The 26,772-nt window shown below is 61.4% G+C and carries 29 protein-coding genes, 1 tRNA gene and 4 pseudogenes; 16 read left to right on the forward strand and 18 right to left on the reverse strand.

Features of this window, described 5'->3' with window-relative positions:
* Nucleotides 1-108 precede the first annotated feature (108 nt).
* The 6 genes and pseudogenes from BJ997_RS03430 (at nucleotide 109) to BJ997_RS03455 (ending at nucleotide 3,242) form a co-directional block, all read left to right on the forward strand.
* Nucleotides 109-558, forward strand: coding sequence for an RES family NAD+ phosphorylase (locus tag BJ997_RS03430; protein ID WP_201771756.1), 450 nt, complete (start codon nucleotides 109-111; stop codon nucleotides 556-558).
* Nucleotides 559-912: 354 nt separating this feature from the next.
* A complete protein-coding gene (locus BJ997_RS03435; RefSeq protein ID WP_035840179.1) occupies nucleotides 913-1,317 on the forward strand; it encodes an NUDIX hydrolase in 405 nt (134 codons plus the stop codon).
* Nucleotides 1,317-1,909 (forward strand): annotated as a pseudogene (locus BJ997_RS03440) (LOG family protein). The gene BJ997_RS03435 and the pseudogene BJ997_RS03440 overlap by 1 nt, the downstream one beginning before the upstream one ends.
* A 203-nt stretch (nucleotides 1,910-2,112) precedes the next feature.
* Nucleotides 2,113-2,451, forward strand: coding sequence for an SdpI family protein (locus BJ997_RS03445; protein WP_052542740.1), 339 nt, complete (start codon nucleotides 2,113-2,115; stop codon nucleotides 2,449-2,451).
* A 255-nt stretch (nucleotides 2,452-2,706) separates the two neighbouring features.
* Nucleotides 2,707-2,982 (forward strand): type II toxin-antitoxin system Phd/YefM family antitoxin, encoded by a 276-nt coding sequence (locus BJ997_RS03450; protein WP_035840177.1) that lies wholly within the window; start codon nucleotides 2,707-2,709, stop codon nucleotides 2,980-2,982.
* On the forward strand, nucleotides 2,979-3,242 hold the full coding sequence (locus BJ997_RS03455; RefSeq protein ID WP_035840175.1) for a type II toxin-antitoxin system RelE family toxin: 264 nt from the start codon (nucleotides 2,979-2,981) through the stop codon (nucleotides 3,240-3,242). Before BJ997_RS03450 ends, BJ997_RS03455 begins: the two co-directional genes overlap by 4 nt.
* 33 nt (nucleotides 3,243-3,275) lie before the next feature.
* On the opposite strand, the gene BJ997_RS03460 is transcribed toward BJ997_RS03455, so the two are convergent.
* Nucleotides 3,276-3,662 (reverse strand): hypothetical protein, encoded by a 387-nt coding sequence (locus BJ997_RS03460; RefSeq protein ID WP_035840173.1) that lies wholly within the window; start codon nucleotides 3,660-3,662, stop codon nucleotides 3,276-3,278.
* A gap of 543 nt (nucleotides 3,663-4,205) precedes the next feature.
* Between BJ997_RS03460 and BJ997_RS03465 the strand changes: the two genes are divergently transcribed.
* Both BJ997_RS03465 and BJ997_RS03470 read left to right on the forward strand, forming a co-directional pair.
* A protein-coding gene (locus BJ997_RS03465) for an IS3 family transposase (RefSeq protein ID WP_183323753.1) occupies nucleotides 4,206-5,605 on the forward strand; the annotation gives its coding sequence in 2 pieces (ribosomal slippage) (nucleotides 4,206-4,527 and nucleotides 4,527-5,605; 1,401 coding nt in all).
* 22 nt (nucleotides 5,606-5,627) lie between these two features.
* Nucleotides 5,628-5,972: a hypothetical protein gene (locus BJ997_RS03470; protein ID WP_183323251.1), complete on the forward strand. Its 345-nt coding sequence runs from the start codon at nucleotides 5,628-5,630 to the stop codon at nucleotides 5,970-5,972.
* A gap of 175 nt (nucleotides 5,973-6,147) precedes the next feature.
* On the opposite strand, the gene BJ997_RS03475 is transcribed toward BJ997_RS03470, so the two are convergent.
* The 3 genes from BJ997_RS03475 to BJ997_RS03485 all read right to left on the reverse strand — a co-directional run bounded on the left by BJ997_RS03475 (nucleotide 6,148) and on the right by BJ997_RS03485 (nucleotide 9,307).
* Entirely contained in the window at nucleotides 6,148-6,510 is a 363-nt protein-coding gene (locus tag BJ997_RS03475) for a GntR family transcriptional regulator (RefSeq protein WP_035840952.1), read from the reverse strand.
* Nucleotides 6,507-7,544: a hypothetical protein gene (locus tag BJ997_RS03480; RefSeq protein WP_035840955.1), complete on the reverse strand. Its 1,038-nt coding sequence runs from the start codon at nucleotides 7,542-7,544 to the stop codon at nucleotides 6,507-6,509. Before BJ997_RS03480 ends, BJ997_RS03475 begins: the two co-directional genes overlap by 4 nt.
* 368 nt (nucleotides 7,545-7,912) lie before the next feature.
* Nucleotides 7,913-9,307: an IS1380 family transposase gene (locus BJ997_RS03485; protein ID WP_035841044.1), complete on the reverse strand. Its 1,395-nt coding sequence runs from the start codon at nucleotides 9,305-9,307 to the stop codon at nucleotides 7,913-7,915.
* A gap of 200 nt (nucleotides 9,308-9,507) precedes the next feature.
* Between BJ997_RS03485 and BJ997_RS03490 the strand changes: the two genes are divergently transcribed.
* Both BJ997_RS03490 and BJ997_RS03495 read left to right on the forward strand, forming a co-directional pair.
* Nucleotides 9,508-9,828, forward strand: coding sequence for a putative quinol monooxygenase (locus BJ997_RS03490; RefSeq protein ID WP_035841025.1), 321 nt, complete (start codon nucleotides 9,508-9,510; stop codon nucleotides 9,826-9,828).
* Between the two features lie 93 nt (nucleotides 9,829-9,921).
* Nucleotides 9,922-10,560, forward strand: a complete 639-nt coding sequence (locus BJ997_RS03495) for an MBL fold metallo-hydrolase (RefSeq protein ID WP_035841022.1) — start codon at nucleotides 9,922-9,924, stop codon at nucleotides 10,558-10,560.
* A 135-nt stretch (nucleotides 10,561-10,695) separates the two neighbouring features.
* Here BJ997_RS03495 and BJ997_RS03500 read toward each other — a convergent pair.
* From BJ997_RS03500 to BJ997_RS03515, 4 genes and pseudogenes are all read right to left on the reverse strand, one after another.
* Nucleotides 10,696-11,127 (reverse strand): annotated as a pseudogene (locus tag BJ997_RS03500) (catalase/peroxidase HPI); the annotation flags it as partial.
* A 20-nt stretch (nucleotides 11,128-11,147) separates the two neighbouring features.
* Nucleotides 11,148-12,116, reverse strand: a complete 969-nt coding sequence (locus BJ997_RS03505; protein WP_183323253.1) for an IS481 family transposase — start codon at nucleotides 12,114-12,116, stop codon at nucleotides 11,148-11,150.
* Between the two features lie 102 nt (nucleotides 12,117-12,218).
* Entirely contained in the window at nucleotides 12,219-12,386 is a 168-nt protein-coding gene (locus BJ997_RS03510) for a hypothetical protein (protein WP_160175925.1), read from the reverse strand.
* An 88-nt stretch (nucleotides 12,387-12,474) separates the two neighbouring features.
* Nucleotides 12,475-13,278 carry a hypothetical protein gene (locus tag BJ997_RS03515; protein ID WP_152602358.1) on the reverse strand — a complete coding sequence of 268 codons (804 nt, stop codon included), beginning with the start codon at nucleotides 13,276-13,278 and terminating at the stop codon, nucleotides 12,475-12,477.
* Nucleotides 13,279-13,740: 462 nt separating this feature from the next.
* Here BJ997_RS03515 and BJ997_RS03520 point away from each other — a divergent pair, with 462 nt between their 5' ends.
* From BJ997_RS03520 to BJ997_RS03535, 4 genes and pseudogenes are all read left to right on the forward strand, one after another.
* Nucleotides 13,741-14,145 (forward strand): NUDIX hydrolase, encoded by a 405-nt coding sequence (locus BJ997_RS03520; protein WP_035840302.1) that lies wholly within the window; start codon nucleotides 13,741-13,743, stop codon nucleotides 14,143-14,145.
* Nucleotides 14,145-14,738 carry an LOG family protein gene (locus BJ997_RS03525; protein WP_035840301.1) on the forward strand — a complete coding sequence of 198 codons (594 nt, stop codon included), beginning with the start codon at nucleotides 14,145-14,147 and terminating at the stop codon, nucleotides 14,736-14,738. Before BJ997_RS03520 ends, BJ997_RS03525 begins: the two co-directional genes overlap by 1 nt.
* A 131-nt stretch (nucleotides 14,739-14,869) precedes the next feature.
* Nucleotides 14,870-15,271, forward strand: coding sequence for an RES domain-containing protein (locus BJ997_RS03530; RefSeq protein ID WP_152602357.1), 402 nt, complete (start codon nucleotides 14,870-14,872; stop codon nucleotides 15,269-15,271).
* A 94-nt stretch (nucleotides 15,272-15,365) separates the two neighbouring features.
* Nucleotides 15,366-17,087 (forward strand): annotated as a pseudogene (locus BJ997_RS03535) (IS1634 family transposase).
* 499 nt (nucleotides 17,088-17,586) lie between these two features.
* Here BJ997_RS03535 and BJ997_RS03540 read toward each other — a convergent pair.
* From BJ997_RS03540 to BJ997_RS03560, 6 genes and pseudogenes are all read right to left on the reverse strand, one after another.
* A complete protein-coding gene (locus BJ997_RS03540) occupies nucleotides 17,587-18,435 on the reverse strand; it encodes a hypothetical protein (RefSeq protein WP_152602356.1) in 849 nt (282 codons plus the stop codon).
* A gap of 98 nt (nucleotides 18,436-18,533) precedes the next feature.
* Nucleotides 18,534-18,896 (reverse strand): PadR family transcriptional regulator, encoded by a 363-nt coding sequence (locus tag BJ997_RS03545; RefSeq protein WP_035840297.1) that lies wholly within the window; start codon nucleotides 18,894-18,896, stop codon nucleotides 18,534-18,536.
* A gap of 410 nt (nucleotides 18,897-19,306) precedes the next feature.
* Nucleotides 19,307-20,701 carry an IS1380 family transposase gene (locus BJ997_RS03550; protein ID WP_035841044.1) on the reverse strand — a complete coding sequence of 465 codons (1,395 nt, stop codon included), beginning with the start codon at nucleotides 20,699-20,701 and terminating at the stop codon, nucleotides 19,307-19,309.
* A gap of 179 nt (nucleotides 20,702-20,880) precedes the next feature.
* On the reverse strand, nucleotides 20,881-21,018 hold the full coding sequence (locus BJ997_RS21885; RefSeq protein WP_338042590.1) for a hypothetical protein: 138 nt from the start codon (nucleotides 21,016-21,018) through the stop codon (nucleotides 20,881-20,883).
* Nucleotides 21,019-21,024: 6 nt separating this feature from the next.
* Nucleotides 21,025-21,333, reverse strand: a pseudogene (locus BJ997_RS21890) (GntR family transcriptional regulator); the annotation flags it as partial.
* Complete coding sequence (locus tag BJ997_RS03560) at nucleotides 21,234-22,157, reverse strand: hypothetical protein (protein WP_035838331.1); 924 nt, start codon at nucleotides 22,155-22,157, stop codon at nucleotides 21,234-21,236. The gene BJ997_RS03560 and the pseudogene BJ997_RS21890, both read right to left, overlap by 100 nt.
* Before the next feature lie 337 nt (nucleotides 22,158-22,494).
* On the opposite strand from BJ997_RS03560, the gene BJ997_RS03565 reads away from it, so the two are divergent.
* Entirely contained in the window at nucleotides 22,495-23,046 is a 552-nt protein-coding gene (locus BJ997_RS03565; protein WP_035838330.1) for a recombinase family protein, read from the forward strand.
* A gap of 100 nt (nucleotides 23,047-23,146) precedes the next feature.
* On the opposite strand, the gene BJ997_RS03570 is transcribed toward BJ997_RS03565, so the two are convergent.
* Nucleotides 23,147-23,581 carry a GNAT family N-acetyltransferase gene (locus BJ997_RS03570; RefSeq protein ID WP_035838328.1) on the reverse strand — a complete coding sequence of 145 codons (435 nt, stop codon included), beginning with the start codon at nucleotides 23,579-23,581 and terminating at the stop codon, nucleotides 23,147-23,149.
* Between the two features lie 158 nt (nucleotides 23,582-23,739).
* On the opposite strand from BJ997_RS03570, the gene BJ997_RS03575 reads away from it, so the two are divergent.
* Nucleotides 23,740-24,345, forward strand: coding sequence for a GNAT family N-acetyltransferase (locus BJ997_RS03575; RefSeq protein ID WP_035838326.1), 606 nt, complete (start codon nucleotides 23,740-23,742; stop codon nucleotides 24,343-24,345).
* A 268-nt stretch (nucleotides 24,346-24,613) separates the two neighbouring features.
* Here BJ997_RS03575 and BJ997_RS03580 read toward each other — a convergent pair whose 3' ends face one another.
* From BJ997_RS03580 to BJ997_RS03590, 3 genes are all read right to left on the reverse strand, one after another.
* Entirely contained in the window at nucleotides 24,614-25,399 is a 786-nt protein-coding gene (locus BJ997_RS03580; protein WP_160175902.1) for a DUF4386 family protein, read from the reverse strand.
* A gap of 607 nt (nucleotides 25,400-26,006) precedes the next feature.
* A tRNA-Arg gene (locus BJ997_RS03585) sits at nucleotides 26,007-26,078 on the reverse strand.
* A 37-nt stretch (nucleotides 26,079-26,115) separates the two neighbouring features.
* Entirely contained in the window at nucleotides 26,116-26,754 is a 639-nt protein-coding gene (locus BJ997_RS03590) for a hypothetical protein (protein WP_035838322.1), read from the reverse strand.
* Nucleotides 26,755-26,772: the final 18 nt, after the last annotated feature.

Raw genomic sequence — 26,772 nt, forward strand, 5'->3', positions numbered from 1 at the left:
GGCGATCGGTGCGTCCGGTAGCGTCGGAGGGACCGGTCGAGACGTTCTGGGGAGTGATGAGTGTCGGGTGAACCCTTGGTGGAACAGGTGGGTGAGGTCTGGTCCCGCGTGTCCGGATCGTTCTATCGCGCCGTAAACCCTGCCCATCAAGACGCGGCGCTTCGTGGTTCGCGTCTGGCCGGCAGGTACTCGAAACCGAATCAACGGACTCTGTACCTGAGCTCATCTCCTGAAGGAGTCGACGCGGCAATGATCGCCCATGCTCAGGGTCGTGTCGACGAGCTGGTCTTGCTCAAATTTCACGTGGAGGCCCATAACATTGTCGATCTCCGAGACCCGGCCGTACTCCTTGTGGCCGGTGTCAACCTTGCAGAAGCAGTCGCGCCTTGGCAGGACATTGTGAAGAACGGCGGCGAGCCCGCGTCGTGGAAGGTTCGGCGGCTAGAGGGTCTCGGAGCGACTGGCCTCATCGATCCTTCTCGCAAGCGCCCTGGCCGGTGGCATCTCACGCTATTCAGGTGGAATTCTGCGGATGCGCCACGCGTGGCTCTCGACTGACCTCCTCGAGTTCCACCTCGACGCCGAGCGTTAGGGGAACGATCGGCGCGCCAGAAATTTTCTCCGCTCAGAGGGATTGTGCTGACCGCGCCGTCGTGGCACTTGTTTGGGAAGTTGGCACTGGTTTGAACGCGTGCCAACTTCCCAAACAGGTGCCACGAGACCCGCGCAGTCGCCTGGCGGGGTGCCCAACCTGTGAAGGCAACTCCGAGTCGTGGAGTGTCCGTTAGCCGGAGGGCTACTGCGACAGATCTAGGGCTGATCTACGTATCTGCCCAACACCCTGAGGCCGTGTCAGAAGGGAACCTCCTGCGGGACGCGCCTTGGGCGATCGAGGGTTGGTAGCGTGACCGGATGACTACTCAAACGCTCGTTGTCGCTGCGGTCTGCTTTCGCGACGCCGCAGACAGGATACTCACCGTCCGAAAGCGCGGCACCAGCTATTTCATGCTGCCCGGCGGCAAATTCGAGCCCGGGGAAGGTTCTGGGGCAGCCGCTCTCCGGGAAGTTCACGAAGAGCTGGGAGTGACGATCAGGTCCGAAGACCTCGCCTTGCTGGGTAGCTGGACGGGAGCAGCCGCAAACGAGCTGGACACACTCGTCGACGCGACCATCTACCTCAGCATTGTTGTCATCACGCCGATATCGTCAGCAGAAATTGTTGAACTGCGATGGATAGATCCCACCGCCACAGCCGAACCGGAGTTTCCACTTGCACCGTTGTTAACGGACTTCGTGTTTCCCGCTCTGGCCGCATAATGCAGATCGCAATCTTCACCGGATCTGCATCCGGTCACAGCCCCGTGTTCGCTGAAGGGGTTGCCACACTCGCTCGCACGTTGGCTGAACAAGGGATTGGGATCGTTTATGGCGGTGGAAATGTTGGCTTGATGGGCATCATCGCGACCGAGGCACTCAGCCACGGTGGTGCCGTCATCGGCGTCATCCCGGGATCTCTCGTCGACCGAGAACTGGCCCACCCGGACCTCACCAGGTTGGAAATCGTGGAGACCATGCACGAACGTAAGGCGCGTATGGCCGAGTTGTCCGACGCCTTCATCGCTCTTCCGGCGGGACCGGAACCTTGGAGGAGTTCTTTGAAGTCTGGACCTGGCAGCAGTTGGGAATCCACAACAAGCCCGTCGCCCTGTACAACGTCGACGGTTTCTGGGATCCCCTCATCGCGATGATCTATGCCAGCGTAGACGCAGGATTTCTCCGAGCCGTCTACCGGGACGCGCTGATCATTTCTGACAACGCACAAGACCTGCTCAACCAGCTCTCGATCTGGAAGCCGGCACCGCAAAAATGGCATGCAAAAATCTCAACTGACGTGGTCCCGCTCCCGTAGGGTCTCGTCATCGCGCCTAACGACAGCCTGGTCGATAGAGCACGTACGCGGATGTTCCACATCGACTTCGACCGCCCGCAAGCCGAACGGCCTACGGGATGATAGGGCTGGACAGAAGAAGACCACGGTCGGCGATGTCAAAGAGTGGGGCGTGATGTTGGCTGCGATCGCTTCGTTTCGGTCGGCCTCGCTACCCTGAGGTTATGAGCTACACATACGGCACGAATAGTGTCGCCTACGTCCTCGCCGCCGCTATGCTCCTTGTCGTTGTCGTGACACAGCTGGCAGCCTCCGGCAGAATTAGTCGGAACGGTTTCATCGGAATCAGAATCCCGCCGACAATGACCAGTGATGCCGCATGGACAGCTGGCCACAAGGCCGCCCGTTTGCCGTCGTGGATTGGCTTCGCACTTGTTGCTATCACTGCGGGAGTGGCACAATTCATCCCGGAAGCCAACGCTATCCTCATCGCAATTCTGTTGCTCTTCCTGGCATGGTCAGTCGTGGCTGCTTGGCGCGGCGCACGATCGGCGATCAGCTAACTTTTCGAATGAACCTAAAGAGTCGATTCGGAAAGCCATGCAGACGACTTATCGCCACCCGACCGGGGAACGGTCCGAGCGACGTCGGTTAGTTTTCCGCAAGAACCCAAGGGACCTCCAACGGGACCGAATCGCGTTGAGTCAACCCTGTTGACGTCTGCACTGAGGTGCCCGTAAACCGAACCCTGAGCGGGAGGCCAGTTGTACATTTGAAGATCTCTTGTACATCAGGTAGGTGAAATGTACGATTGATGCATGTCGACCACAGTCCCTGTCAGCGTCTCCGATGCACGCGACCAGCTCGCATCGATCATCGACCGCGCTCGCACCGAGCACCAGCCGGTCTTCTTGTCTCGCCGCGGGCGGCGAGTCGCGGCTGTTATCGACGTCGACGATTTAGAGCGCCTCATTGAATTGGCCGAAGACATGGCCGATATTCGTGCCGCTGAGGAATCGCGTGAAGAGATGCGTCGCACGAAAAGCGAACCGACACCTTGGGAACAGGTGAAGGCGGACCTCGGCCTCGTATGACTTACTCGGTGACGATCGCACCAGCCGCCGAACGGCAACTGCGCAAGTTCGATCCGCAGGTCCGCCGGAGAGTTCAAGCAGCGATCGACCTCTTGGCCGACGATCCGCGGCCGCCCAAAGCACTCCAACTCGTCGGAGGCTCTGGCGAATGGCGGGTTCGAACGGGTGACTACCGCATCATTTACGAGATTCACGACGACCTGTTGATCGTGCTCGTCCTCCGACTCGGACATCGTCGCGAGATATATGAATCCCGATAAGTGATCCCACAACAGGAACGTCTTGCGGGACGCCTAGCCGGGAATGCCTTGGCGTCCCGCTGCGGCCAAGGAGCGCGTCCGCGCATTTCCGATGGCGATGAGGACTCCACCAACGGATGCAACGGCGGCACACACCAGGAATGTGATCGTGGTGGTCCAGCCGGGGCCGGCCGTCACAAAGCCTTGACCGTCTGCACGCTGCCAGTTACAGGTTCGCCCTAACGGCCACCAGGAGAAAGATCCATGCACCCGCACGGCTTCCGACGTGACCGCGAAAGGGGCGGACACCCGCCGTGGTCCTTCCACGAGGCACTTGTAATCGAGTCCGCCGTACGTGGCCGACAACCAAGCCAAGGCGACTACGCAGAGAGCAGCGATAACACCGACCACGATCAGAGAAATGCTGATAGACCGCGTCATTGCCATCCTGCTTTTCATCCTGCGTCGACTCTATTGCAGTTCCTGCCCGCCTTCGCCTTGTCATGGATCCGCAAGGCGAACGGCTTATGGGACAGGAAGACGATTCATCCGCACCAACGTCCTCGAGCGATCGGAGTGCGCCGCTCGCTGGATCACTCCTACCGCCGCTATTCGTCCCACGACCTCCGCTCCCGATGGCTCTGCGGAGTCATTCTTGAAGCTCGGTAGTCTCTCAATCGAGTCGGGCGCTCCTTCGCCCTGATCTACTCGGGGGTAATCATCCGCACTTCAATAGCTTTAGTGGCCACTGCGATCGTTCTCGCTGCTCTCTCTGGCTACACGTCCTCTTCAGCGCCTGAATCCTCGGAAGCGGCAGTCGCAACACCAACGGCCGAAGTGATGACGCCGTCCGCAGCACCCCTACGTGTCAGGGTTGGGTGAGGCCAGTACCTCAGAGCAAGTCCGCCGTTTGACGTAGGGCGAGAATCAGGAATCATCACCATGTCCAGTCCGTCTTTGAGCGCAGTGCGCGACGATAGTCATATGAGTAGTCCCGGACCCCGAGCTGGTGGCCCGACCTCGAGAAGGTCATTCACCCCAGCGCAGAAGCTTGCCTACCTCGCCGCGTATGACACGGCCATCAAGAACAACGAGGGCGGCACTTATCTGCGCACCGAAGGGCTCTACTCCTCGCAGATCACCGAATGGCGAAAACTGCGCGACGCGGGCGTCCTCGCAGGCAAGAAGCCCGGTGAAAAGATTGGCCGGTTAACTCCGGAGCAAGCCGAAATCGCCCGGCTGCGCCGCCAGTTGAGCAAGACCGAGCAGCGGTTGGAAACGACGGGGGTGGCGTTGGAGATCATGTCAAAAATGCACGAGCTACTCGAAAGTCTTTCGAAGAGCTCGCGGGACGAAACACCGTGCGCGTTGCCGTAATGACCGCCTACCGCGAACTGGCCAGCCGAGGAATCAACACTCGCGTCGCGGCCGACCTGGTCGGAATCCCTCGAGCGACAGCCACAAGGAAACGACGCATTCCCGTGGCCCGGCCGGCGCTGATTCCGGCGAACAAGATCGGCGACACCGGCCGCCGCGAGATCCTTGACGTCGTCAATTCACAGCCGTTCGTTGACCTGCCGCCGATCCAGATCTACGCCCAACTGCTCGACGCAGACACGTACTTGTGCTCCATATCAACGATGTATCGGGTGTTGAACGAGAATCAGCAGGTCAAGGACCGCCGCCGCCAGGCGCGCCATCCTGCCCGGGCGATCCCGGAACTGACGGCGACGGGACCCGGCCAGGTACTCAGCTGGGATATTACGAAACTCGCCGGCCCGATCAAGGGCAAGTACTTCGATGCTTACGTGATGATCGATATTTACTCCCGCTACATCGTCGGCGCCTATGTTCACGCGTCGGAATCCGGCGAGCTGGCGGTGGAGATGATGAAGGAGATCTTCGGCATTCACGGCGTCCCTCAGGTCGTTCACGCCGACCGCGGCACGTCGATGACGTCCAAGACCGTCGCGGCGCTGTTGTCTGACTTGGAGGTCACCAAATCGCACTCGAGGCCTCGGGTGAGTAACGATAATCCCTACAGCGAGGCCTGGTTCAAGACCCTGAAGTTCGCTCCGACGTTCCCCGAACGCTTCGGCTCCCTTGCCGACGCGAAGACGTTCATGGCCTCGTTCGTCGACGGCTACAACCACGAGCATCGCCATTCCGGGATCGGCCTCAACACGCCAGCAGACGTTCATTACGGCCTCGCCGAGGCGAAGGCCATCGAACGGGCAGCGACGCTGGACGCGGCACGCGCACGCTTCCCAGAGCGATTCAGCACCAACAAGGCGCCGCAGATCCTGTCCATTCCCAAGACGGCATGGATCAATAAACCAGCCCCCAAACCTATCGAGAATGAAGGGCTCGAACTAGCCGCCTAAACTCCCACTGGCCTCATCCACCTTGACAAATTCCGCACCGCCGTCGACGCTGACCTTGGACGAACTTCACGAGGCCTACATCGCCACGGGACTGCCCTGTGAATGGGTAATCACAGAGAACGTCATGTCTGGTTCGTTTGAATCGGGCGCCTGCCGCGACACCGAAAACGGTCTCAATACCTTCGCCACTCAGGCTGACCTGGACGGCCTCTTGCAACTGAACGAAGCCAGTCCCGAGACTGGCCTCTTCCTCGTGGGTGATCTGTGGGTTGTTGGAAGCGAAAACCCCGAAGACCTAATGACCGCCCAGACAGGTATGGGCGGAGAGCTTTGGCCGGCAGATTCACCGTTCTTCGAAACTGAATAGCCCTGCAATATCTCCACCCTCAAGGTCAAGTGGTGGGCGTGACTGCCACATTCCTCAGCCGCGTGGCATTCCTATGGCCACGTCGTCGGCACGCTAGTCCCTCCCAGCAAGTCTGCCTCCTCTAACGCTCCGGGACGTTGACCAGACGGCTGCGTAAGCGCCCGCAAGGCGAACGTCATACGGGCGGGGGCGTCCCCTCGACTGGCCAGACTGAGCGGAGGATCGCGATGGTGTCGTCGAGGGAGACGTGGGTGTCCTCGCTAGCTTCCGCGAGTGAACGGGCGTGCTCGATCACGACCTGTGGCGCTCGGGACGCGCCGGGCGCAACGCGCGTGCCTGCGGCTGTGCGGGTGACGATAAGTCCGTCACGCTCGAGAGACTTATACGCCTTGGCTGCGGTGGCTTGTGCCACACTGAAATCGTGAGCAGTCTGTCGGACTGTGGGCAGGCGTTCGCCGTCGCCTAACTGTCCGGAGCGGATTGCTCCGCGGAACAGTGCGTCGATCTCGTCCGCCGAGCTTGGCGTAGTCCGGGTCATCGGCGCGGTCCGGAAGCGGATACTTCAGGTTCGGACGCGGCAGAAGACGCGAGACGGTTCGCACGCGCGGCTCGGACCGTGTCCACGGCAAGCCGGAGCAAGAAGGCCACTCCGCCTGCCTGGAGCGCATATCCGAGAAGGTTCATCGGCCGGGCAATCATGTCGTATCCCCCCGAAACGAAGATGCGAGGGAAGGACGCGTTCGCGGAAACCCATTCCTCGTCCAGCCCGACCATTGCGGTACCCATAGAACCGGTGTGCATCCACACGGCTCCGAGGGTAGTGATGAGCCCTCCGAGCAGGATGAACGTGAACAATCGCGCCGTCAGCTCTCGTTCCGACCGAACGCTGGCGGCTGTCGATCGAGCAAAAAGGGGGCGGTTGGCGTCGGCCTGCAGCACAGCGAAGAACACGGCGCAAGCCAAAGCCAACGCCAGAAGCGTCGCGAGCTGATTTGGCCACCCTGCGCCGGACAAGTATCCATACCCGCTGTTGAAGCGCATGTAGATCGGCAGCTCGGTGTAGTTGGGAACGTGACCAAAGAACTCAGCGTCTTCAGGCGCCGTCGTCGCAATCGCAATCTGCCACGCGGCAGTCAGCGCGAGTAGCGCTGCGGCGATGCCGGAGATCCAGAGAAGAGTTCGAGAGGCGAACGCGTGCCACAGTCGGCGTGGAACAACCAGACGTTCCCCCGGCGCAGGAAGTGGAATCCGTCTCAGCGCGATGGCAGAAAAAGCGACCACCGCCGTCGCCGCAGCGAGGGGGGCAGGGCGTCGCCACCAACCGTCAAATCCTGACGCGTCATTGAGAGCGACGTTGAGAGCGCTAAGCACGGTGGCGACAACGACCACGAGTAGAGAACCCGCCACGCCCGCCCAGATCAAAGTGGTCGTGCGGTGCCCTGGCTGCGGAAGTGAGACGATCCTTCGCGGGCTTACCCACGACAACGCAAACAAAATAAGGCCAAAGGTGATCGCCACCTCCAGCGGCAGCAGGTCTTGAACGGCGTGGACGAAGAGAAAGAGATAGTTCATCTAACGAAGCCCCCAGAAAATTGAACCAAGTCCGCGAACTGCGTACTTGTGCTGTAAAGATAGCACAATCTTGTGCTATCGAAACAGTGCAAGCTTGAGTTGAGACTCGTGGTGGATCAGTGACGACCGCCCTGAGAGTCGAGAACCGCCGTCATCATCGATCTGTATGACCGTGCGCACAGGAACACGTCCGTTACTGGGACCCTCGTGCCGGTCATTCAGCTGAACCTGAATCCACCGGTTGGCCTCTGATGAATTCTTGATTTGGGCGCGATCCTTTTTCGGGGTTTTGGGCTCGGTCGAGCTGTGGGCCTTGATGCCTGGGTGTTCCACTGGGGTTCCTGGTTGCGCCCGGTCGGGCTCGATGGTTAGGTGGCGGCGCGGCCGGGCGGGTTGCAAACGCTGGTGAACAGCGCCGACCAGCCTTCTTCCCAGGGCCAGCTTTCGGGCAGGTGCAATGTGACGCGTCGTGCCGACGTGGATACTCTGGCGGCGACGTTGATGAGTTTGCGGCGAACGGTCGCGGTGACGGCTTTTCCGAGGGCGGGATTGGCGAGGGTGCCGGCGGCGCGGGTGAGATTGAACGTGATGCAGGCCAGCACCAGCCAGGCGGCGTTGGCCGTGAATACGCCGGACGGGAAGTGCGCCATCGCCGACGCTTTCATGTCGGCGTTCAAATTTTCGATGATCGCATGGTGGCGGTGGGTTTTGTCGGCGTCAACGGTGTTCAGGGTGCTGGTGGTGAAGAACGCGTGAAAGCGGAACAGGTCGAAAAGGGTGCCTTGCCCGGCGGCGACGGTCTTGTTCAGTTCCGGGATGCGGCGCACGACGAGGCGTCCAGGGATTTGTTCGCTCTTCTTCTTGGAGCCGAACGCGGTGAAGGGGATTTCGGCGACTTCCGCGTCGGAGATCCACCGCCCGGTGGCGTCGTCGAAGATCGCATTGGTGTATTTGATCGGGGTCCACGCGGTATCGGGGATGGTGCTGATACCCGCTTTCACCAATGAATTCAGGCGTGCCGTGATCGAAACCATCGCCCCGGCACGGAGGGCAGCTTGGATGACGGCGCTGACGTAGTAGGCGCTGTCGGCTCGGAGGAGAAGCATTCCTTTTGCGGTTGGGCTGCGCAGTCGTTTCACGGTCGCGAGGGTGTCGGAGACGAATTTCTTTGCGCCGCGGGCGGAGTTGGTGGGGCCTTTGCGTAGCCGGGAGCTGACGATGATCGGAGCGGCCGATCCGGTGCTGACGATGGCGAGCAGGGCGTTGAGGCCGCGAACACCGGAGTAGCCAAACCCGGCGCCTTGCTTCTTATATCCGTGCACTTCCCTGATGGTGTCGTCAATATCGACCAGGGCGAGGTCGTCGATACCGGTCACGATCGGCGTGACGGCGCCGAGGTTCTGCAGCCACCGGGACGCGGCGGCGTCGAGCTGGCGGACATGGCCAAAAGCGAACGCGCGCAGGAACGATCCCAGGGTCGAGGGCGCATAGGTTCCGGTGAACAATTTCCGGAGAGCGCCGTGCCGGAGCACGGCCATATCGTCGATGGAGTCGGCGCCGGTGAGCATTCCTGCGACCAGTGCCAGCGCTTTCAGGCCGGCATTCGCGCCGAAGTAACCGGGCAGTTTCACCCACTCATCGACCAGCGCGCCGAGGCCTGTTTTCTCGGCCAGAGCCATCGTGGGCACCAGTCCGGCCGACGACACGAGATTGGGGTCGTCGAAGGATGCAGAAAAGGACCGGTGAGTGTGAGAAAGTTGCATCTACGAGATGCCTCCTTGATCGTTGAATAGTTTGTCTAAGTAACAACTATTTTAGCTGATCAGAGGGGTATTCTCGGTTTAACGCGCCGTCAGAATCTGAGGTCGACCGGTGGATTCAGGCTAAACTAGACAGGCTGACCGGTTGGTGTTGAGCACACTCCACCAGGCACCGGGCAGCAACCTATGAAAGGGACCCTCGCATGATTTTTATCGTCGTCAAGTTCACCGTTAAGCCCGACTGGAGCGATCGCTGGATCGACCTCACGCGTAGCTTCACGGAGGCCACGCGCCAGGAAAGCGGCAACCTCTGGTTTGACTGGTCACAAAGCGTGGAGAACCCGCACGAGTTCGTCCTCATTGAGGCATTTAAGGATGACGCTGCGGAATCTCACGTGACAAGCGCTCACTTTGCTGCAGCCATGGCCACCATGCCGCAGGCTCTGGTGAAGACCCCGGAAATCATCAGCGAGCGCATCGCTGCTGACGGTTGGGGCCTGATGGGAGAAATGACCGTCTCGTAGCAGGTTCACGGAGGTGATCGCCCCACTGTGCGGGGGCTCCCCATGCTGCATCGATCATGAATGAGCCCCGCCACCGATAACAGGAGAAGGACTATGTACGATCTCACCAACCTCACGGTGCGCAGCATCGCCGTATCCGAGATGAGCAATAACGTCTACCTGCTCACCTCGAAAACCACCGGCGCGCAGGTTCTTATCGACGCGGCAGACGACGCCCCTGCCATCCTCGCGCTCCTCGCCGGGGCCCAGAGCGACACGAGCGCTGACGCCAAGCTGGGCCTCATTGTCACCACGCACTCGCACTGGGACCATGTGCGGGCGCTGGCTGAGCTCAGGGAGGCCACACAGGCACCAACCGCTGCCGGTCTCGACGACGTCGCGGACATTGCCGTGCCGACCGACGTTCCCCTGCACCACAGGGACGTGCGGTCAATTGATGACATTGACCTTGAGGTCATCCACCTGCGCGGACACACTCCCGGATCAATTGCTCTGCTTTACCGCGATCCTCAGGGTCCCGCGCATCTGTTCACGGGTGATTCGCTCTTTCCCGGCGGGTTGGGAAACACCAACGACGACGCGGCGCGATTCTCAGCGCTTTACACCGACGTGGTCACTCGCATTTTCGACCGACTCCCCGATGACACGCTCGTGCACCCCGGCCATGGTGACGGCACTACGCTGGGAGCCCAGCGCGGCAGCCTCGCGGAGTGGAAAGAGCGCGGCTGGTGATAGCGGCTGGCGCGGAGCGCACAAAAAACGCTTTTGACAATCTCAGGAGCGTTTCTTTGTGTGCGTGTCTCTGAACGGATGCAGTCCCGCACGACCCCGGACACCGCTGTTGTCAGGGCGTCCGGGGGCATGGAATTACTTCAGGTCGAAGCGGTCCAGTTCCACGACCTTGACCCACGCTGCAGGGAAGTCCTGCACGAACTTCGTCTTCGCGTCGTCGCTGGCATACACCTCGGCAACGGCTCGCAGCTCGGAGTTCGAGCCGAGGAGCAGGTCGACGCGCGTACCGGTGACGGTGGCCGCGCCGGTGGCGTAGTCGCTGCTCTGGTAGGCGTGCTTGCCCGGATCAAGAGCGGTCCACTTCGTGCCGGTGTCAAGCAACGTCACAAAGAAGTCGTTGCTGAGCACGCCAGGCCTGTCCGTGAAGACGCCATAGTTCGACTGGTCGTAGTTCGTGCCGAGCACGCGCAGCCCACCAATGAGTACGGTCAGCTCCGGCGCACTGACGGTGAGCAGGTTTGCCTTGTCGAGGAGGTGATGTTCGGCAGGGATCGATGCGAGGGGACCGTACTAGTTGTACCGAGCCATCAGGTTGGTGACACTCGTTTGATCGGGGTGGTTCCGATGCCGGTGTGGATGCGTTCAGTGTTGTAGTAGTTGAGCCAGGGGTCAAGGGCTTGGGTGCGTTGGGCGCTGCTGGTGAACACCTGGCGGTAGGCCCACTCGGTTTGCAGGGTGCGGTTGAAGCGTTCGACCTTGCCGTTGGTCCAGGGGCAGTGCGGTTTGATGAAGCGTTGCTGCGCACCGAGGGTCGCGACGGCGTCTTTGAACGCTTGGGAGTTTCGGTAGGCGAAGGCGTTGTCGGAGAGGACTCGTTCGATTTTGGGGATGCCGCAGCTGGCGAAGAATGCCGCAGCGCGCAGGAGAACGCCGGCCGCGGTGGTGCCCTTTTCGTCGGGGTGCACTTCGGCGTAGGCGAGGCGGGTGTGATCGTCGATGACGGCGTGCACGTAGTCGTAGCCGACGCGCACGTGACCGGCTGTGTGGTTGGCCCTGGTCTGTCCGGGTTGGGCCCGCCAGCCGCCGCCTTCGGCGATACGCCCGAGCTTCTTCACGTCGATATGGAGCATTTCGCCGGGGCGGGCGCGTTCATACCGGTTGGCTGTGGCGCGGGTAGCGCGGATCCGTTCGCCGGTCAGCGGGTCGCATTCCCAGAGCGCGGGGACGTTATGACGAGCGAGGACTCTCGAGACGGTCCGCGCGGGAACGCCCGTATCGGCGGCGATGCGGACCGGGCCCGTGCGCAGCCGGCCGCGGGCCTCGAGGACCGCTGCCTCACGTTCGGGGCTCGTCTGGGTGGGCATCGAGTGCGGCCGTGAGGACCGGTCTCTGAGGCCGGCTTCACCCTCCGAACAGTACCGGCGCACCCACCGATACGCGCACTGGCGGGAGATGCCGAGCTCTTTGGCGACGTGCGCGGCCGGACGACCACCGAGCACCCTTTCGACCAAAAGAGCCCTTCCGCGAACGGTCAACTTGGCGTTAATGTGTGACACGAGGACCTCCGTTGTGAAGTGAGACGTTGAACATCTCCACTAAGCACCGGAGGTCCTTCCTTTTTCAACCCCTTAAGTCACCAACGTCATGGCTGGGTACAACTAGTTGCGGAACCCATCTGCAGCCGGTTCCAGCCACGCGAACGACTCCACGTCGGTTTCTTCCTCCAGCGCATCAACGCGGCCCGGGGTGAACGGAACGTCGATAGCAACGCCGCCGTCCTGGGCCGCCCTTCTCTCGCGGTTTCTGACCGGGGGGGGCACGCGCATTTAGTCTCCGATCGAGCGGGCTGGAGCAAGGCAAGCGAGAACCTCCGCATCAAGGACCAGTAGGTCCAGCGTCGCCGAAAGGGAACCCCTACAGGGCGATGGAAGGTGTCCAACCCTCGTTGTCATCGTTCCGCCACGTTTGGTGGGTCGATTCGTCTTGAGTGATTTCGGTGAGCCAATATGTTTGATCGGGGTCCCACCCTGCGAGGACGGTCATCAGGTCGTCGTTGACGGGAATAGCCCGTCCTGCGGTGGCGAGGTAGCCGGTCACGGTCAGGTGAATCGCATCAATATCCTGTCCGACTTGCGCCCAGTCGGGGATGACCCAGCGACCGGTGCGGGCGGTGGTGCGGTACCAGTCGTGTCTGCGCGAAGCTGTCGCTTCCAACGGGTATCGCCTGCACAATTCAGCCCATGCTTGAGGGCTGTCGATCTCGTAGACTCGCGCGTCACGGGGAACGTGGATCTGATGCACGGCGGCCTTTGTCCACCCCATGCTGTCCTCGATCAGCTGCAGGCCTGCTGGGCCAACCAAGCCCAAGGCGCGTGTGCTGCGAGTCACGCCGTTTGGTGGCTTGGACCACCAAGTACCGCTCCAAGCGGCTCCAGGATCAGCCGGCCGATTGCGGCTCGCGTCATCCTCTTCGTCGACCTGCGCCTTGTGCCATCGCTCGAGAATCTCTGAGAGAGTCTTCTGGGCCGCAGGGCCAGCTGGAGTCTCCAAGAAGTCCACTACCCATTGCGCGTCGGGGGCAAGCGGCGCAGTCCACCAGTCGCAGTGCAGCGAGTTTGAAAGAAGCGTGGCGACGCGGGCCAATGGCACGTCAAGCTCCGGAGTTGCAGCGAGAACATCCTCCCCATCGGGCTCCTGCCAGTAGCGGGCATTATCCACTGCGGCGCCAAGGGCCTGCAGGATGGCACGTTCACCCGGCTCAGAGAGCGGGACAACTGCCAGCAGTCGCGCTACGTCCTCGGGTGAGTGACTTGGCTGCGAGGACTGCTCAGCACCTGGCCCGAAGAGGACTCTCGAGTTGCCACGGCCTGGGTCGAGCTCGTGTGCAGCGTAGAAAAGCGCTTGGCGCAACTGGTCCGCTTCTTGCGTGTCATCGAGGAGTTCTCGCGCAAGTTCGAGGCACAGCCGCCTCCCGCGAGGACCAGCGAGCAACGTAACCGGATCTAGGGCCATGTCTCACCCTAACTAGAACGAGTCGACCCCACGGAGCGCCGCAAGCCGGACGTTGAGCGACACGGATTTGGGCCAGTCGCAGAGTCAGGGCCGGCCTCGCTCTTCGTTGCACAGGGGAACCTCCTGCTGGACGCGCCTTGGGTGATGGAGGGTTGGTAGCGTGGCCGGATGGCTACTCAAACGCTCGTTGTCGCTGCGGTGTGCTTTCGCGACGCCGCCGACAGGATACTCACCGTCCGAAAGCGTGCCACCAGCTATTTCATGCTGCCCGGCGGCAAATTCGAGCCCGGGGAAGGCTCGGGGGCAGCCGCTCTCCGGCAAGTTCACGAAGAGCTGGGCGTGACGGTCAGGTCGGAAGACCTCGCCTTGCTGGGTAGCTGGACGGGAGCAGCCGCAAACGAGCTGGACACGCTCGTCGACGCGACCGTCTACCTCAGCACTGTTGTCATCACGCCGATATCGTCAGCAGAAATTGTTGAACTGCGATGGATAGATCCCACCGCCACGGCCGAACCGGAGTTTCCACTTGCACCGTTGTTAACGGACTTCGTGTTTCCCGCTCTGGCCGCATAATGCAGATCGCAATCTTCACTGGATCTGCATCCGGTCACAGCCCCGTGTTCGCTGAAGGGGTTGCCACACTCGCTCGCACGTTGGCTGAACAAGGGATTGGGATCGTTTATGGCGGTGGAAATGTTGGCTTGATGGGCATCATCGCGACCGAGGCACTCAGCCACGGTGGTGCCGTCATCGGCGTCATCCCGGGATCTCTCGTCGACCGAGAATTGGCCCACCCGGACCTCACCAGGTTGGAAATCGTGGAGACCATGCACGAACGTAAGGCGCGTATGGCCGAGTTGTCCGACGCCTTCATCGCTCTTCCGGGCGGGACCGGAACCTTGGAGGAGTTCTTTGAAGTCTGGACCTGGCAGCAGTTGGGAATCCACAACAAGCCCGTCGCCCTGTACAACGTCGACGGTTTCTGGGATCCCCTCATCGCGATGATCTATGCCAGCGTAGACGCAGGATTTCTCCGAGGCGTCTACCGGGACGCGCTGATCATTTCTGACAACGCACAAGACCTGCTCAACCAGCTCTCGATCTGGAAGCCGGCACCGCAAAAATGGCATGCAGAAATCTCAACTGACGTGGTCCCGCTCCCGTAAAGTCTCGTCATGGCGCCTCACGACAGCCTGGTCGATAGAGCACGTACGCGGATGTTCCACATCGACTTCGACCGCCCGCAAGCCGAACCTCCACTGGAAGTGAGCGGTCGAGATGTCGTTGGGAGAAATCAGTGTCGAGTGAACCCTCGGTGGAAAAAGTCGGTGATGTCTGGTCCCGCATTTCCGGCTTGTTCTATCGCGCCGTGGATCCCGCACACCAGTACAGGGCCCTTCTGGGTTCGCGCCTCGCTGGCAGGTACTCAGAACCGTCGCAACCGACTTTGTACCTGAGCTCATCTCCCCAAGGAGTCGACGCGGCGATGATCGCCCATACCCGGGGTCGTGTCGCTGAGCTCATCCTGCTGGAATTTCACGTGGAGGCCCATAACATCGTCGATCTGCGCGACCCGGCAGTCCTCCTTGCAACCGGCATCGACCTTGCAGACGCAGTCGCGCCATGGCAAGAAATCGTGAAGGCTGGAGGCGAACCCTCTTCGTGGCATGTCCGCCGGCGGCTAGCGGGAGTTTCCTAGCTATTTCCGGAACGCCAGACTGCACTGAGGTCAATTCCTGTGCTGGTCTGGCGTTCTTCGGCGTGGTGGCGTGACTTTTGGTCCTTGAGAGCGTATGATCGAAAGTTTGGCTAGTTTGTATAAGAAGACCATCAACGGGAAGCCGTATTGGTACCTGCGGGAGATGGCCCGTGTCGACGGCAAGCCCAAGATGGTCTCGGAGCGCTATCTGGGGTCAGCGGCCGATATTGAGGCGTTGCATGATGCCCGTGAGGCTGAATCGGTGCCGTCGAAGACGTAGCACCTCGGCTTCGGAGACACGGCCGCGGTCTGGGAAATCCTGAACCGACTCGACGTGGCCGGGATCATCGACGATGTCGTCGGCGCGCGCCGCAGCGACGCGGGCGCGTCGGTCGGCACCTATCTGGCGTTGGCTGCGCTGAATCGGGTCGTCGCCCCGACGTCAAAACTGGGCTTCGCGGACTGGTGGAAAAGCACCGCCGCAGACCGATTCACGAAGGTCCCGGCGAGCGTGTTGGATCACCGCCGGTTCTGGGACGCGATGCACAAAGTCACCGATGACCAGCTCGCCGAGATTGAGCAGCGACTCGCGGTCGCGATGATCACCACGTTCAACCTGAACATCTCAGCGTTGGCGTTGGATATGACCAACTTCGCGACCTATATCGATTCCGCCAACGACAAGGCCCCCATCGCTCAGCGCGGCAAAGCGAAGCAGAAGCGCACCGACCTGCGCCTGGTGGGGCTGGGTCTGGTCGTCACCAGTGACGGCGGCGTGCCTCTGGTCGCTCACGCCTACCCCGGAAACCGGCCTGACGTGACCCAGTTCCCGCTGATGATCGACCTCCTCAGTGCCCGCCACACGGCCCTGGCCTCGAAGGCTGGCCGGGCGGCGCCAGCGGAGATGACGGTCGTCTTCGACGCCGGCCAGAACTCCCTGAGCAACTTCGCTCACGTCACCGCCACCGGCCTCTCCTTCGTGGGTTCCATCCCACCATCCGTCGTTGCTGATCTGCTTACCCTGCCCGCGAGCGAGCGCCGCATCGTCGATCAGGACCGATTCGGCGGGCTGAGCGCGGTCGAGACCCGCCGAACCGTTTACGGCTCTGAACGCCGGGTGATTCTCACGCACTCCCCGACCCTGCACGACAAACAAGCCGTCGGATTCGTGCAAACCCTCAGCAAAGCCGAGGCGCTCCTGACCGAACTCGCCGCGACGCTGGCGCGCGGGAAAACCCGGCGCAGCACCGAGCACGTCGCCGAGGAGATCCGGTCGATCACCCACGACTCCTGGGTGCGCCGCGTCCTGACCTGGGAGCTAACCGGCACCACGCCGGCCACGCATCACCTCACATTCACCGTCGATGATGACGCCCGCCGCGCGTTGGAGACCGAGGTGTTTGGCAAGCGCGTCCTCGTCACCGACCAGGACGATTGGCCAATCGCGGATGTCGTGGCTGCCTACCGATCACAATCTGACGCGGAGTTCAGCTTCCGCCAGCTCAAAGACCCCCACGTGGTGTCGTTCTCGCCCATGCATCACTGGACCGAGCACAACATTCGCGTGCACACCTTCACCTGTGTCCTGGCGCTACAAATCGCGCACCTCATGCGCCGCCAGGCCGAGCACGCCGGCCTGCACCTCTCGGTCCGGGAGCTCCTCGACCAGCTCGAAAAGGTCCAGGAAACCGTCCTGATCTTCTCCTCGACCGGCGGGCGCCCCAAAGCCCGCCGAATGCTCACCACAACCACCCCCACCCAGGACCAACTGGCCGAGATCTTCAACCTCGCCCAGTGGGCCCCGAAGAAAAGTTAGGTCATACAAAACCCAGCCACCAAAACCAGAGTTGACCAGCACTTCTGGAACTCTGACCGAGGCTAGCTAGGAAACTCCCGCTAGAGGCCCTTGGAGCGAATGGCCTCGTCGATCCTTCGCGAAAACGCCCAGAGCTTTGGCATCTGACCCTATTCAGTTGGAATTCTGCGGATGCGCCACGAGTCGTTCTCCAAAGACCTGACGAGTTTGCTCATCGCCCCTGAGCCGTAGTCGGACCTTGAGAGACACGGATCTTGACCAAGTCACAGAGCCAGGGTTGGGGTCGTTCGGTGTTCCAGAGTGGAACCCTGAACGGGCCGGTTAAGCAATTTCCTGTGTCGAGAGTTCGAGGGGGCACCCTCCGGCGTCAGACAAGGGCTGCCAAATCGGCGTTTCTATTCGGCCGCGCAAGCCTCGCTGAGGCAGTGGGTGATGTCGACGGAGAGAGTGGGTGGTAAGTCCGGCCGTCCGGGGTCGATGGGCTGGAGACCAAGGTCCATTACTTGTCCTCGGCGTTCACCTTGTGGTCCAGAACACCGCTGCGCCGGAGGGCGAATGCTCCCGCGACAAGAGTCGGGACAACCGCTACCACGATCGCCGCGATGACCAGCGCGGTGAGGGGATCGTCATTCATGATGCCGACACCCCACACGGCAATCCACGGCGGGAGCGAGCCAAGCACCACAACTGCGGCAGTGCGGCGCCTCAAAGCCAGGAATACGACGGTTAGCATCACCGCAGCGAGTCCGGCGAGTAGAAGGTTGGTGGGGCTGGCGATCCGGGTCCAGAACGACCGGTCTCCACCACCGTTGAGCAGACCATTGGCGGCGTAGAGGCCCACGAAGGCGACGAGCCAGACGCTACTCGCGAAGGCGAGACGCGGCCGACTTCTCGGAGTTCCCGCGACCGCGAGAAGGCCCAGAATCACAAAGAACCCAAGGTTCGTGGACGACGGGCCGTCCCACGCCGGCACGAGGAGATTTGTCCAGGGGATCGCGATCGCGATGAGAATGGAACCGGTCAGGACGATCTTTGCTGTCCGGCTCCAGGCCAGCAAGGCGCACACGAACGCAAACAACCACAGCGCACACAGAATGACGCCCGGGTTCACGAACGGGCCAAATGAAAACAGCTCGCGGGATGCGTCCCTGCCGCGCATTAGCGGGGCCCAGCCGCTAAACCAGAAGTAGACAAGCGCGAACGCGGTACCGGTTGCAAGCGCGACAGCGGCGACGCCGTCGCGAACCGCTACCGGCAGAAATAGGCCCACTCGCGTGAATAGTCCGTGCGCGGCCAGATCAACCCGTTCGGCCATCGTGGGAGTCGTGCGTCCCTCGGCTGATGCCATGTCCAACAGAGTCCCGACAACAACCTGTCCGTGTTCTTCACGCCAGGCGCGAGGGTACAGACCGAGCGCCCGTTCGTAGCTGCGCTCCAGTGCGGTACTCAATGCGCGAGACCCCGCGCGGGTGCCAGCATCGTGAATGCAATGGCTGGTCTGATTCGAAGTCGCGCTTCCCGGGCGTACTGCTCCATGCGGGTGATCTCTGCCTCGAGTTGACTGCTTCCTTCTTCCAAAATGCAAAAGTAGCGGCGTCGGCGACCGTCCACGATTTCCTCGCCAGATATGGCGACCAGGCCTTCGGTTTGAAGCCGTTCGAGTGCTGCGTACAGGGTTCCCACCTTGAGTTGAACTCGACCGTGAGAGAGCTCGTCTGCTTCTTTGATGAGCGCATAGCCGTGTTTCGGTCCGTTTGCTAGCGCTGCCAGCACCATAAAGGTGGGCTCGCGCATCTCCTTGTTTGCCATGCCCCAATCATACTCAACCAAACGATATATTCAAACAAATTAAGTGTATTGCGCATCAACGAACGGTAGGCGCGACATCCATCCAGTTGTGTCTATTGGGGAACCTCAAGCGGGACGCCTCATCCACTAGGAAAAAGAAAAATTCAGGGCGGCGCGATTGTGGCTCTCGGGTCATCGGGCGGGCAGCCAGTGCTTCTTTGATGATGCTCGGACCTGCATTGCGCTTCTTCGGTCCGATCTGCCCATCGATATCGTGCCACACGCCTTAGCCTGAATCCACCGGTTGGCCTCTGATGAATTCTTGATTTGGGCGCGATCCTTTTTCGGGGTTTTGGGCTCGGTCGAGCTGTGGGCCTTGATGCCTGGGTGTTCCACTGGGGTTCCTGGTTGCGCCCGGTCGGGCTCGATGGTTAGGTGGCGGCGCGGCCGGGCGGGTTGCAAACGCTGGTGAACAGCGCCGACCAGCCTTCTTCCCAGGGCCAGCTTTCGGGCAGGTGCAATGTGACGCGTCGTGCCGACGTGGATACTCTGGCGGCGACGTTGATGAGTTTGCGGCGAACGGTCGCGGTGACGGCTTTTCCGAGGGCGGGATTGGCGAGGGTGCCGGCGGCGCGGGTGAGATTGAACGTGATGCAGGCCAGCACCAGCCAGGCGGCGTTGGCCGTGAATACGCCGGACGGGAAGTGCGCCATCGCCGACGCTTTCATGTCGGCGTTCAAATTTTCGATGATCGCATGGTGGCGGTGGGTTTTGTCGGCGTCAACGGTGTTCAGGGTGCTGGTGGTGAAGAACGCGTGAAAGCGGAACAGGTCGAAAAGGGTGCCTTGCCCGGCGGCGACGGTCTTGTTCAGTTCCGGGATGCGGCGCACGACGAGGCGTCCAGGGATTTGTTCGCTCTTCTTCTTGGAGCCGAACGCGGTGAAGGGGATTTCGGCGACTTCCGCGTCGGAGATCCACCGCCCGGTGGCGTCGTCGAAGATCGCATTGGTGTATTTGATCGGGGTCCACGCGGTATCGGGGATGGTGCTGATACCCGCTTTCACCAATGAATTCAGGCGTGCCGTGATCGAAACCATCGCCCCGGCACGGAGGGCAGCTTGGATGACGGCGCTGACGTAGTAGGCGCTGTCGGCTCGGAGGAGAAGCATTCCTTTTGCGGTTGGGCTGCGCAGTCGTTTCACGGTCGCGAGGGTGTCGGAGACGAATTTCTTTGCGCCGCGGGCGGAGTTGGTGGGGCCTTTGCGTAGCCGGGAGCTGACGATGATCGGAGCGGCCGATCCGGTGCTGACGATGGCGAGCAGGGCGTTGAGGCCGCGAACACCGGAGTAGCCAAACCCGGCGCCTTGCTTCTTATATCCGTGCACTTCCCTGATGGTGTCGTCAATATCGACCAGGGCGAGGTCGTCGATACCGGTCACGATCGGCGTGACGGCGCCGAGGTTCTGCAGCCACCGGGACGCGGCGGCGTCGAGCTGGCGGACATGGCCAAAAGCGAACGCGCGCAGGAACGATCCCAGGGTCGAGGGCGCATAGGTTCCGGTGAACAATTTCCGGAGAGCGCCGTGCCGGAGCACGGCCATATCGTCGATGGAGTCGGCGCCGGTGAGCATTCCTGCGACCAGTGCCAGCGCTTTCAGGCCGGCATTCGCGCCGAAGTAACCGGGCAGTTTCACCCACTCATCGACCAGCGCGCCGAGGCCTGTTTTCTCGGCCAGAGCCATCGTGGGCACCAGTCCGGCCGACGACACGAGATTGGGGTCGTCGAAGGATGCAGAAAAGGACCGGTGAGTGTGAGAAAGTTGCATCTACGAGATGCCTCCTTGATCGTTGAATAGTTTGTCTAAGTAACAACTATTTTAGCTGATCAGAGGGGTATTCTCGGTTTAACGCGCCGTTAGAATCTGAGGTCGACCGGTGGATTCAGGCTAAGTCGACAAGCGGCGGCGAGGGCCGCGATTTGGATTAGCGATCGGAAACATCGCCCCTACGCGTTCGCGTACGCGGCGGCTGCGAGACTGATGGCGTCGTCCCATGCGATGTCGAGCGTCTTCATGCTGAGCGCAAAAGTCAGCGCTGCCGCGTGTGCCTGGCGACGGACGGCGTCGCCGTTAGCCGCGACCATGGTTCCTGCGCGTCCCCGAGCAACCACGAACCCGGCGACCTCGAGCTCCTTGTACGCACGAGCGACCGTATTCGTGGCGACTCCAAGATCCGCCGCCAGTCTCCGGACCGTTGGGAGGCGGGTCCCCGCTATGAGTTCGCCAGCTAGAATTTGCTGACGGAGTTGAAGTCTGATTTGTTCGAACGGCGCCGTGGAGGTCTCAGTGTCGATGACAATCACGACGCCTGCCCCACGTTCTGCAGTCGCCGGGGCGGTGTCTCCAGGGGGGGACGGATGCGCGCCGGGCCGAATATTGCGATGGAAGCCCCGATACACGCCAGAACAGCGACGGCGATCGTGAAGCCTTGCACATTGTCGGGGGTGGGCAGGCTGGAATCGACGGCGAGAGCTAAGCCGGGGAGGGCAAAGAGTGACGAGACAACTCCGACCAACGCTGCCGCCTGTGCTAGATCACGCACGGCTAGGCACCGAAGAATACTGTCATTTGCCAGGTCGCCCTCTGAGTGGGCGGATGTGGATCGCTGCACGATTCGTCGGCCGCATATTTCGAATCGGACCAGCGCCGCCAGGCCCAGGATTGCCAAGATAGAGGACGGTGACAGGAACAGGTTAATCGACAGGCCGCCGCCGCGGGGAAAGATCATGGCGGCCATCATGGTCGCAAAGGTCATCAGCACGGCAAGAACGACCGCACTTCTGGCGAAATAGCGGAGCCACGCCGGAGTGAAATCCGAGAGCCGTAGCATTCGGGATCGAGCCATATTCTCACTGTGGGGTCCCTGTCGGGCGACAGGGACCCCCTGCGCTGCTGCGCCGACGATACCGCCGGCAATCGCGCCCACGACGATCAGGTCGACCACAGGGCCGCCACGGTTCATGCCAAACCACCACACAAGCCCCGTTGACACGGCCGTCCCAATGAGCACACCGCTGGCTAATCCGAGCAGTCTTCGACGCCACCACCTCACGGTGGAGGCCAGGAGGTGGGCGTCGGGAACGTGAACCACGAGCCGCAAAATTCCGTGTGCCAGCCGGGTCAACAATCGATCACTCACGGTCACAGTGGCCATGATCATGGCGATCGTGACCAGGGTCAACGTCGTCACGTTGGTTGGGTCTGTCAGCGAAGAAGTGTCCATACGCAAAGTATATGTATGAAGTTATGTTGCGTCTAGATGATACGAAATTCAATACGCATACGCACACGGTCAAAACACACCGACAATCCGGTGTGCCGTCAGAGTAGGCCCTAAACCACACCGAATGAATTCCAGTTGGAACGCTTGAAGAGTGCGGGAGCAATCATGAGGCTGCGACCTCGACCCGCTGCTACCGCGCCGTGGATCTCCTCGAGCGAGGATTACAGGCGGTCGCCGGCCCTGCCTTGAGCGGACTGCGGAAGGCGTGGGGCACCGGAATGGAGCGTTTATCGACGCGGTTCTTGAGTATTTGGGAAGCGAACTTCACTCTGCGTTTATGACTGAATTACTCATTGGCTACGCCTGCCTATCCACAAACGAACAAGACCTGACCGCTCAACAGAATGCCCTCGAACGCCTCGGAGTCAGACCGAACCTGATCTACACCGACCACGGCTTGACGGGAACGAATCGTGCACGTCCTGGCCTCCGAGAAGCTCTGGCTGCGTGCCGTGGCGGTGACACGTTGGTCGTTGCCAAGCTCGACCGGCTGGCGCGCTCTCTTCGAGATGCCAAGGACATCATCGACGAACTCACCGCGAAGGACGTCAAGCTCAGCATCGGCGGATCCGTTCACGACCCCAACGACCCCGTCGGACGACTCCTCTTCAACGTGCTCGCCATGGTTGCCGAATTCGAATCCGACCTCATCAGAACCCGAACCAAAGAAGGCATGCAGGTCGCCAAAGCGAAAGGACGACTACTGGGCAAGCAACCCAAACTCTCACACACCCAACAACGACACCTGATAGAACTCCACGATGCGGGAACGCACTCCGCCGGCGAGATCGCTGAACTCTTCAACGTCGCCCGCTCAACTGTTTACTGAACGATCGAACGACACCGAACAGTAAAAACCTAAATTGACAGAGATCCGGTGCGACGGAACCAAGACCGAAAAGGGAACGCTCTACGGGATTGCTCTCGGTTCAGGTTTCTGGAATGGCTGCAGTCCTTGCCATCCATTTTTCAGGCTGAGCGAGAGGTTTGAAACCGAACTTCTCGTAGAGACCGTGGGCGTCCCCGGTGGAAAGTAGGACCCGCTTCAGGTGCAGATCGTCAAGCAGCGCGCAGACGTTCTCCATGAGTGCGACCCCCACGCCGTGTCCGCGGACCTTTGGGTCCACGAAGACGTCACAGAGCCACGCGAATGTTACCGAGTCAGTCACGACTCGGGCATAAGCCACCTGCCGTCCGCTGGCTGAGTCGAACATGCCGAAATTGGTGGATGCGTCGATTGCGGCATCCTGAAGGGCCCGGGTTCGCCCCTTCGCCCAGTATGCCTCGAGGCTCAACCAGGCGTGGATCTGCTCCCTATCCATATCACCGGCGCGCGCAGAGAACCGATAGGGAGCATTCGTCATAACTCCACTGAACCGGAGCTGAAGACGAGACCCAAGCCGAGTCACCGCCGCTCCGGTGACGATCGAGACTCAGGAGGCAACCTCCTCCGGGTTCAGCCCCTGGTGCGGCGCATGCCTACCGAAACGCACTAGGTTTCCGGGTGCCATAGTGTCGGACCATGGATCTGTCAGAATCGCCCACGCTCTCAGGATCGCTCGTAACCCTTGAACCCCTGTCATTCGATCACGTAGACGAGCTCCGTGAAGCTGCGAATGAAGGCGAACTTTGGCGTGCGTGGTACACCTCCATCCCGCACCCCGACGCGATGGCCGCGGAGGTTGAACGCCGACTCAGTCTCCACGAGCAGGGAAAAATGCTGCCGTGGGCCACTCGGCTCGCGTCAACAGGGCGGATCGTCGGCATGACGACCTTTATGAATCCGAGCACCAACGCCCCGCGATTAGAAATCGGCTCCACCTGGCTGGCGAAAAGCGCTCAAGGTACGGGCGCAAACCGAGAGGCCAAGCTACTCCAGCTGACGTACGCCTTCGACGTTTTGGGCTGCATTGCCGTCGAGTTTCGCACTCACTGGCACAACCGCCAATCACGAGAGGCAATAGCCGCTTTGGGCGCAAAGGAAGATGGAGTGCTGCGCAGTCACTCAGTTGGACCGGACGGCGCTCTCCGCGACACCGTCGTGTTCTCCGTTACTGCAAGTGAATGGCCAGCCGTGCGCCTGGGCCTTCGGCATTCCTTGACCACGAGGGAATTCTCCCTTCAGTAATTGCGTCGCATCGACGGCTTGGCCGCCCGATTTCACAACGACCTCACTCCGTAAGACGAACCTCATCCGGGCGGCAGCGCTGTGTGCGGCAGGGTCTGCAACGACACTGTGACGGATCGCTCCTAACAGCACCTCGAGTGTGCTCTCGTTTGGCGTGTTCGATGAGGGAGAACGACGAGTCAGCGATCCAAGAACGAATCGCGATTTCGCTTTGGCCGAGGTCGGCGTCCTTGCGGAAGTTCGAGTCAGGTTCAAGACTCGGCGGAGCCTACCTTGCCGGACTGACAGGTCTCTGCTCGTGATTTCGACGAGACTTGACCAGCAGCGCAACGCCGAGGCACAGCCACCACAGCATCCCAAATGGGATCAGTGCTATAGACAGAATCCACAAATACCCGGGCAGGTCGATCTCTGCAGCCGTCATGAATGAACCAACGATAAGCAGTACGAGTCGAAGGCCAGCGACCAATCCCAAGACGCATAACCACATGGGAAGGGCGTGGGAGCGAGCCCCCGCGGCGCTGATGCCGACGCCCCAGGCACAGAGCGCAAGGAGGCCAGCCTGGGCGAAACCATGGAGTCCCACCATCTGAATAGCGAGATAGGCGGACTCGCCCCATCCGCTATTGACCGAGTCGATGTACAGCAACGGCCCCACCGAATCACGCAAGACCCCGTGCATGAAGAAAAACGCAGCCGAGAAAAGACCGAGCGCACTCAGGCTCCGGCGAGTGATGCTGCTTGTGCGTGGTGCCAGCGCGTCTGAGACGGCGAAACTCGCCACGATGTACGCGATTGCCATGATGAAGAGTGTGATCCCGGCAAGGGCGTAGAACTGCGGATGCTGGCGCAGATAATCGAGGCTCACCCCGGGGTTGTCGGTGTCGTCGAAGCCGAGAACAGGGGGCATTAGCTCGAGCGTGAACCACGCGATGCCTGCGAGCCCGGCAACGATGACCGCCATTCCACCGGCACGCAATGCTGGCCGATTGATGCTCCCGGCCACCGTCTTCCCCGGAGGGGGACTGCTGTTGTGCTCGCTGGTTGCACGCATGGTGCACTCCCTTGGGTAGCTCCGCGCCGGCAGGTATGGCGAGCCGGTCACGGTCTCGCGATGCATTGAATCGTACGCGCACGGGCGGCCGCGCGGAATGGCCGGACGCCTCCCAGTGCCGTGGGCGTATGACGAGCGACTCGTGGAAGGCGCCGGGGCCATCGGCGGTCGGATCATCGCCCCACCTGCGGTGACTTCACTATCGAAGCGGCTTCTCGAGTTGCCCGCCGCGTTGCTAGCGCCTCCTGGTTATTTAGACTTCCGCAGGCCTTCAGGCAACCGCGCAGGCGCCTGTATTTCCAGGCCTGCCTGTCTGATGCTTTCCGCGGTGTTCCTTCAATGGACCCGCTGTGTCGACAGACCCGCAGGGGGACCTCATACCGGATTGGCCACGCGAAGACTGGACCGCGCACCCCGTCTGAGCGCACTTGTCCCGTTTGACCTGTCGCGTAAGGGAATCCCGCCAAGGAACGTCAACTGCGACAGGCGGAGGACCTCGTTCGGGTCACGTCTGCTCAAGACTACGACATGACTTTCAACGAACGTGATAGCCGGATTGTCCGAAGTGCGTGGTAACAGCCCGAACTGGACTGTCACTCCACAAGTGTGCCCCCAGGCAGATTCGAACTGCCGCCCCTGCCTCCGGAGGGCAGTGCTCTATCCCCTGAGCTATGGGGGCCAGGGTGTTCTCAAGGTTAGCACCCCGCAGAGCGCAGCTAGCCCAGGTGCGCGAGTACCGCCGCTACGAGCGTCTGGGCGTCACCCGGTTCGTAGAAGGCGGGGGAGCTCAGGGTGAGCCAGTAGGTATCGGTGAAGACTTGTACCTGACCTGAGGCCGCCTCCATCGTGAAGTAGCCCTTGATCTCGGGGGAGCTGCTGTAGGTGGGCACGACCTGGCTGTCGGCGATCGCCTTGTCCTCGAGCGTCGTCATCAGAGCGGCCTCTGGCTGCGCCACGGCGATCTCGATGAGTTCACCGCTGGTCTGGTTTGACCAGGCGCACGCGAGTCCGCTGTACTTCACCGCAGTGGCGGCGAGGCTGCCCGAAGACGGCTCGTAGGCGGGCGCGGTGCCGTAGTTCGGGTTGAAGTCGTAGGCCTCCTGCGCGGTGAGCAGCTGGTCGCAGGTCAGTGCGATCGGAGTGCCCGTGGGTTCCGGTGTGGGCGTCGGAGTCGGGGTGGCGCTCGCGGGGGCGGACGCAGTGGCCGACGGTGTTGCGGAACCCGTGGGTGTGCCGGTGGCAGCCGGTGAGCATCCGGTCAGAACCAGCAGCGCCATCACGCTGCCGGCCAGCAGGGCACCGGCCTGACGGCGGCGAAGACGAACGGAAGCGGGGGCGAAACGAGAGTCAGTCACGTTTGGAACCTTACCAAG

The organism is Cryobacterium roopkundense (genome assembly GCF_014200405.1).
Lineage (GTDB): Bacteria > Actinomycetota > Actinomycetes > Actinomycetales > Microbacteriaceae > Cryobacterium > Cryobacterium roopkundense.

Excerpts from the sequence above, each read along its gene's own strand:
- BJ997_RS03580 (WP_160175902.1), bottom strand. The coding sequence starts at position 25,399 with ATGCGTGCAACCAGCGAGCACAACAGCAGTCCCCCTCCGGGGAAGACG.
- BJ997_RS03490 (WP_035841025.1), top strand. The coding sequence starts at position 9,508 with ATGATTTTTATCGTCGTCAAGTTCACCGTTAAGCCCGACTGGAGCGAT.
- BJ997_RS03460 (WP_035840173.1), bottom strand. The coding sequence starts at position 3,662 with ATGACGCGGTCTATCAGCATTTCTCTGATCGTGGTCGGTGTTATCGCT.
- BJ997_RS03540 (WP_152602356.1), bottom strand. The coding sequence starts at position 18,435 with ATGGCATCAGCCGAGGGACGCACGACTCCCACGATGGCCGAACGGGTT.
- BJ997_RS03450 (WP_035840177.1), top strand. The coding sequence starts at position 2,707 with ATGTCGACCACAGTCCCTGTCAGCGTCTCCGATGCACGCGACCAGCTC.
- BJ997_RS03525 (WP_035840301.1), top strand. The coding sequence starts at position 14,145 with ATGCAGATCGCAATCTTCACTGGATCTGCATCCGGTCACAGCCCCGTG.
- BJ997_RS03520 (WP_035840302.1), top strand. The coding sequence starts at position 13,741 with ATGGCTACTCAAACGCTCGTTGTCGCTGCGGTGTGCTTTCGCGACGCC.
- BJ997_RS03575 (WP_035838326.1), top strand. The coding sequence starts at position 23,740 with ATGGATCTGTCAGAATCGCCCACGCTCTCAGGATCGCTCGTAACCCTT.
- BJ997_RS03550 (WP_035841044.1), bottom strand. The coding sequence starts at position 20,701 with ATGCAACTTTCTCACACTCACCGGTCCTTTTCTGCATCCTTCGACGAC.
- BJ997_RS03570 (WP_035838328.1), bottom strand. The coding sequence starts at position 23,581 with ATGACGAATGCTCCCTATCGGTTCTCTGCGCGCGCCGGTGATATGGAT.
- BJ997_RS03475 (WP_035840952.1), bottom strand. The coding sequence starts at position 6,510 with ATGACCCGGACTACGCCAAGCTCGGCGGACGAGATCGACGCACTGTTC.
- BJ997_RS21885 (WP_338042590.1), bottom strand. The coding sequence starts at position 21,018 with ATGGTCGCGGCTAACGGCGACGCCGTCCGTCGCCAGGCACACGCGGCA.
- BJ997_RS03545 (WP_035840297.1), bottom strand. The coding sequence starts at position 18,896 with ATGGCAAACAAGGAGATGCGCGAGCCCACCTTTATGGTGCTGGCAGCG.
- BJ997_RS03560 (WP_035838331.1), bottom strand. The coding sequence starts at position 22,157 with ATGGACACTTCTTCGCTGACAGACCCAACCAACGTGACGACGTTGACC.
- BJ997_RS03455 (WP_035840175.1), top strand. The coding sequence starts at position 2,979 with ATGACTTACTCGGTGACGATCGCACCAGCCGCCGAACGGCAACTGCGC.
- BJ997_RS03480 (WP_035840955.1), bottom strand. The coding sequence starts at position 7,544 with ATGAACTATCTCTTTCTCTTCGTCCACGCCGTTCAAGACCTGCTGCCG.
- BJ997_RS03445 (WP_052542740.1), top strand. The coding sequence starts at position 2,113 with ATGAGCTACACATACGGCACGAATAGTGTCGCCTACGTCCTCGCCGCC.
- BJ997_RS03510 (WP_160175925.1), bottom strand. The coding sequence starts at position 12,386 with ATGCGCGTGCCCCCCCCGGTCAGAAACCGCGAGAGAAGGGCGGCCCAG.
- BJ997_RS03435 (WP_035840179.1), top strand. The coding sequence starts at position 913 with ATGACTACTCAAACGCTCGTTGTCGCTGCGGTCTGCTTTCGCGACGCC.
- BJ997_RS03565 (WP_035838330.1), top strand. The coding sequence starts at position 22,495 with ATGACTGAATTACTCATTGGCTACGCCTGCCTATCCACAAACGAACAA.
- BJ997_RS03485 (WP_035841044.1), bottom strand. The coding sequence starts at position 9,307 with ATGCAACTTTCTCACACTCACCGGTCCTTTTCTGCATCCTTCGACGAC.
- BJ997_RS03495 (WP_035841022.1), top strand. The coding sequence starts at position 9,922 with ATGTACGATCTCACCAACCTCACGGTGCGCAGCATCGCCGTATCCGAG.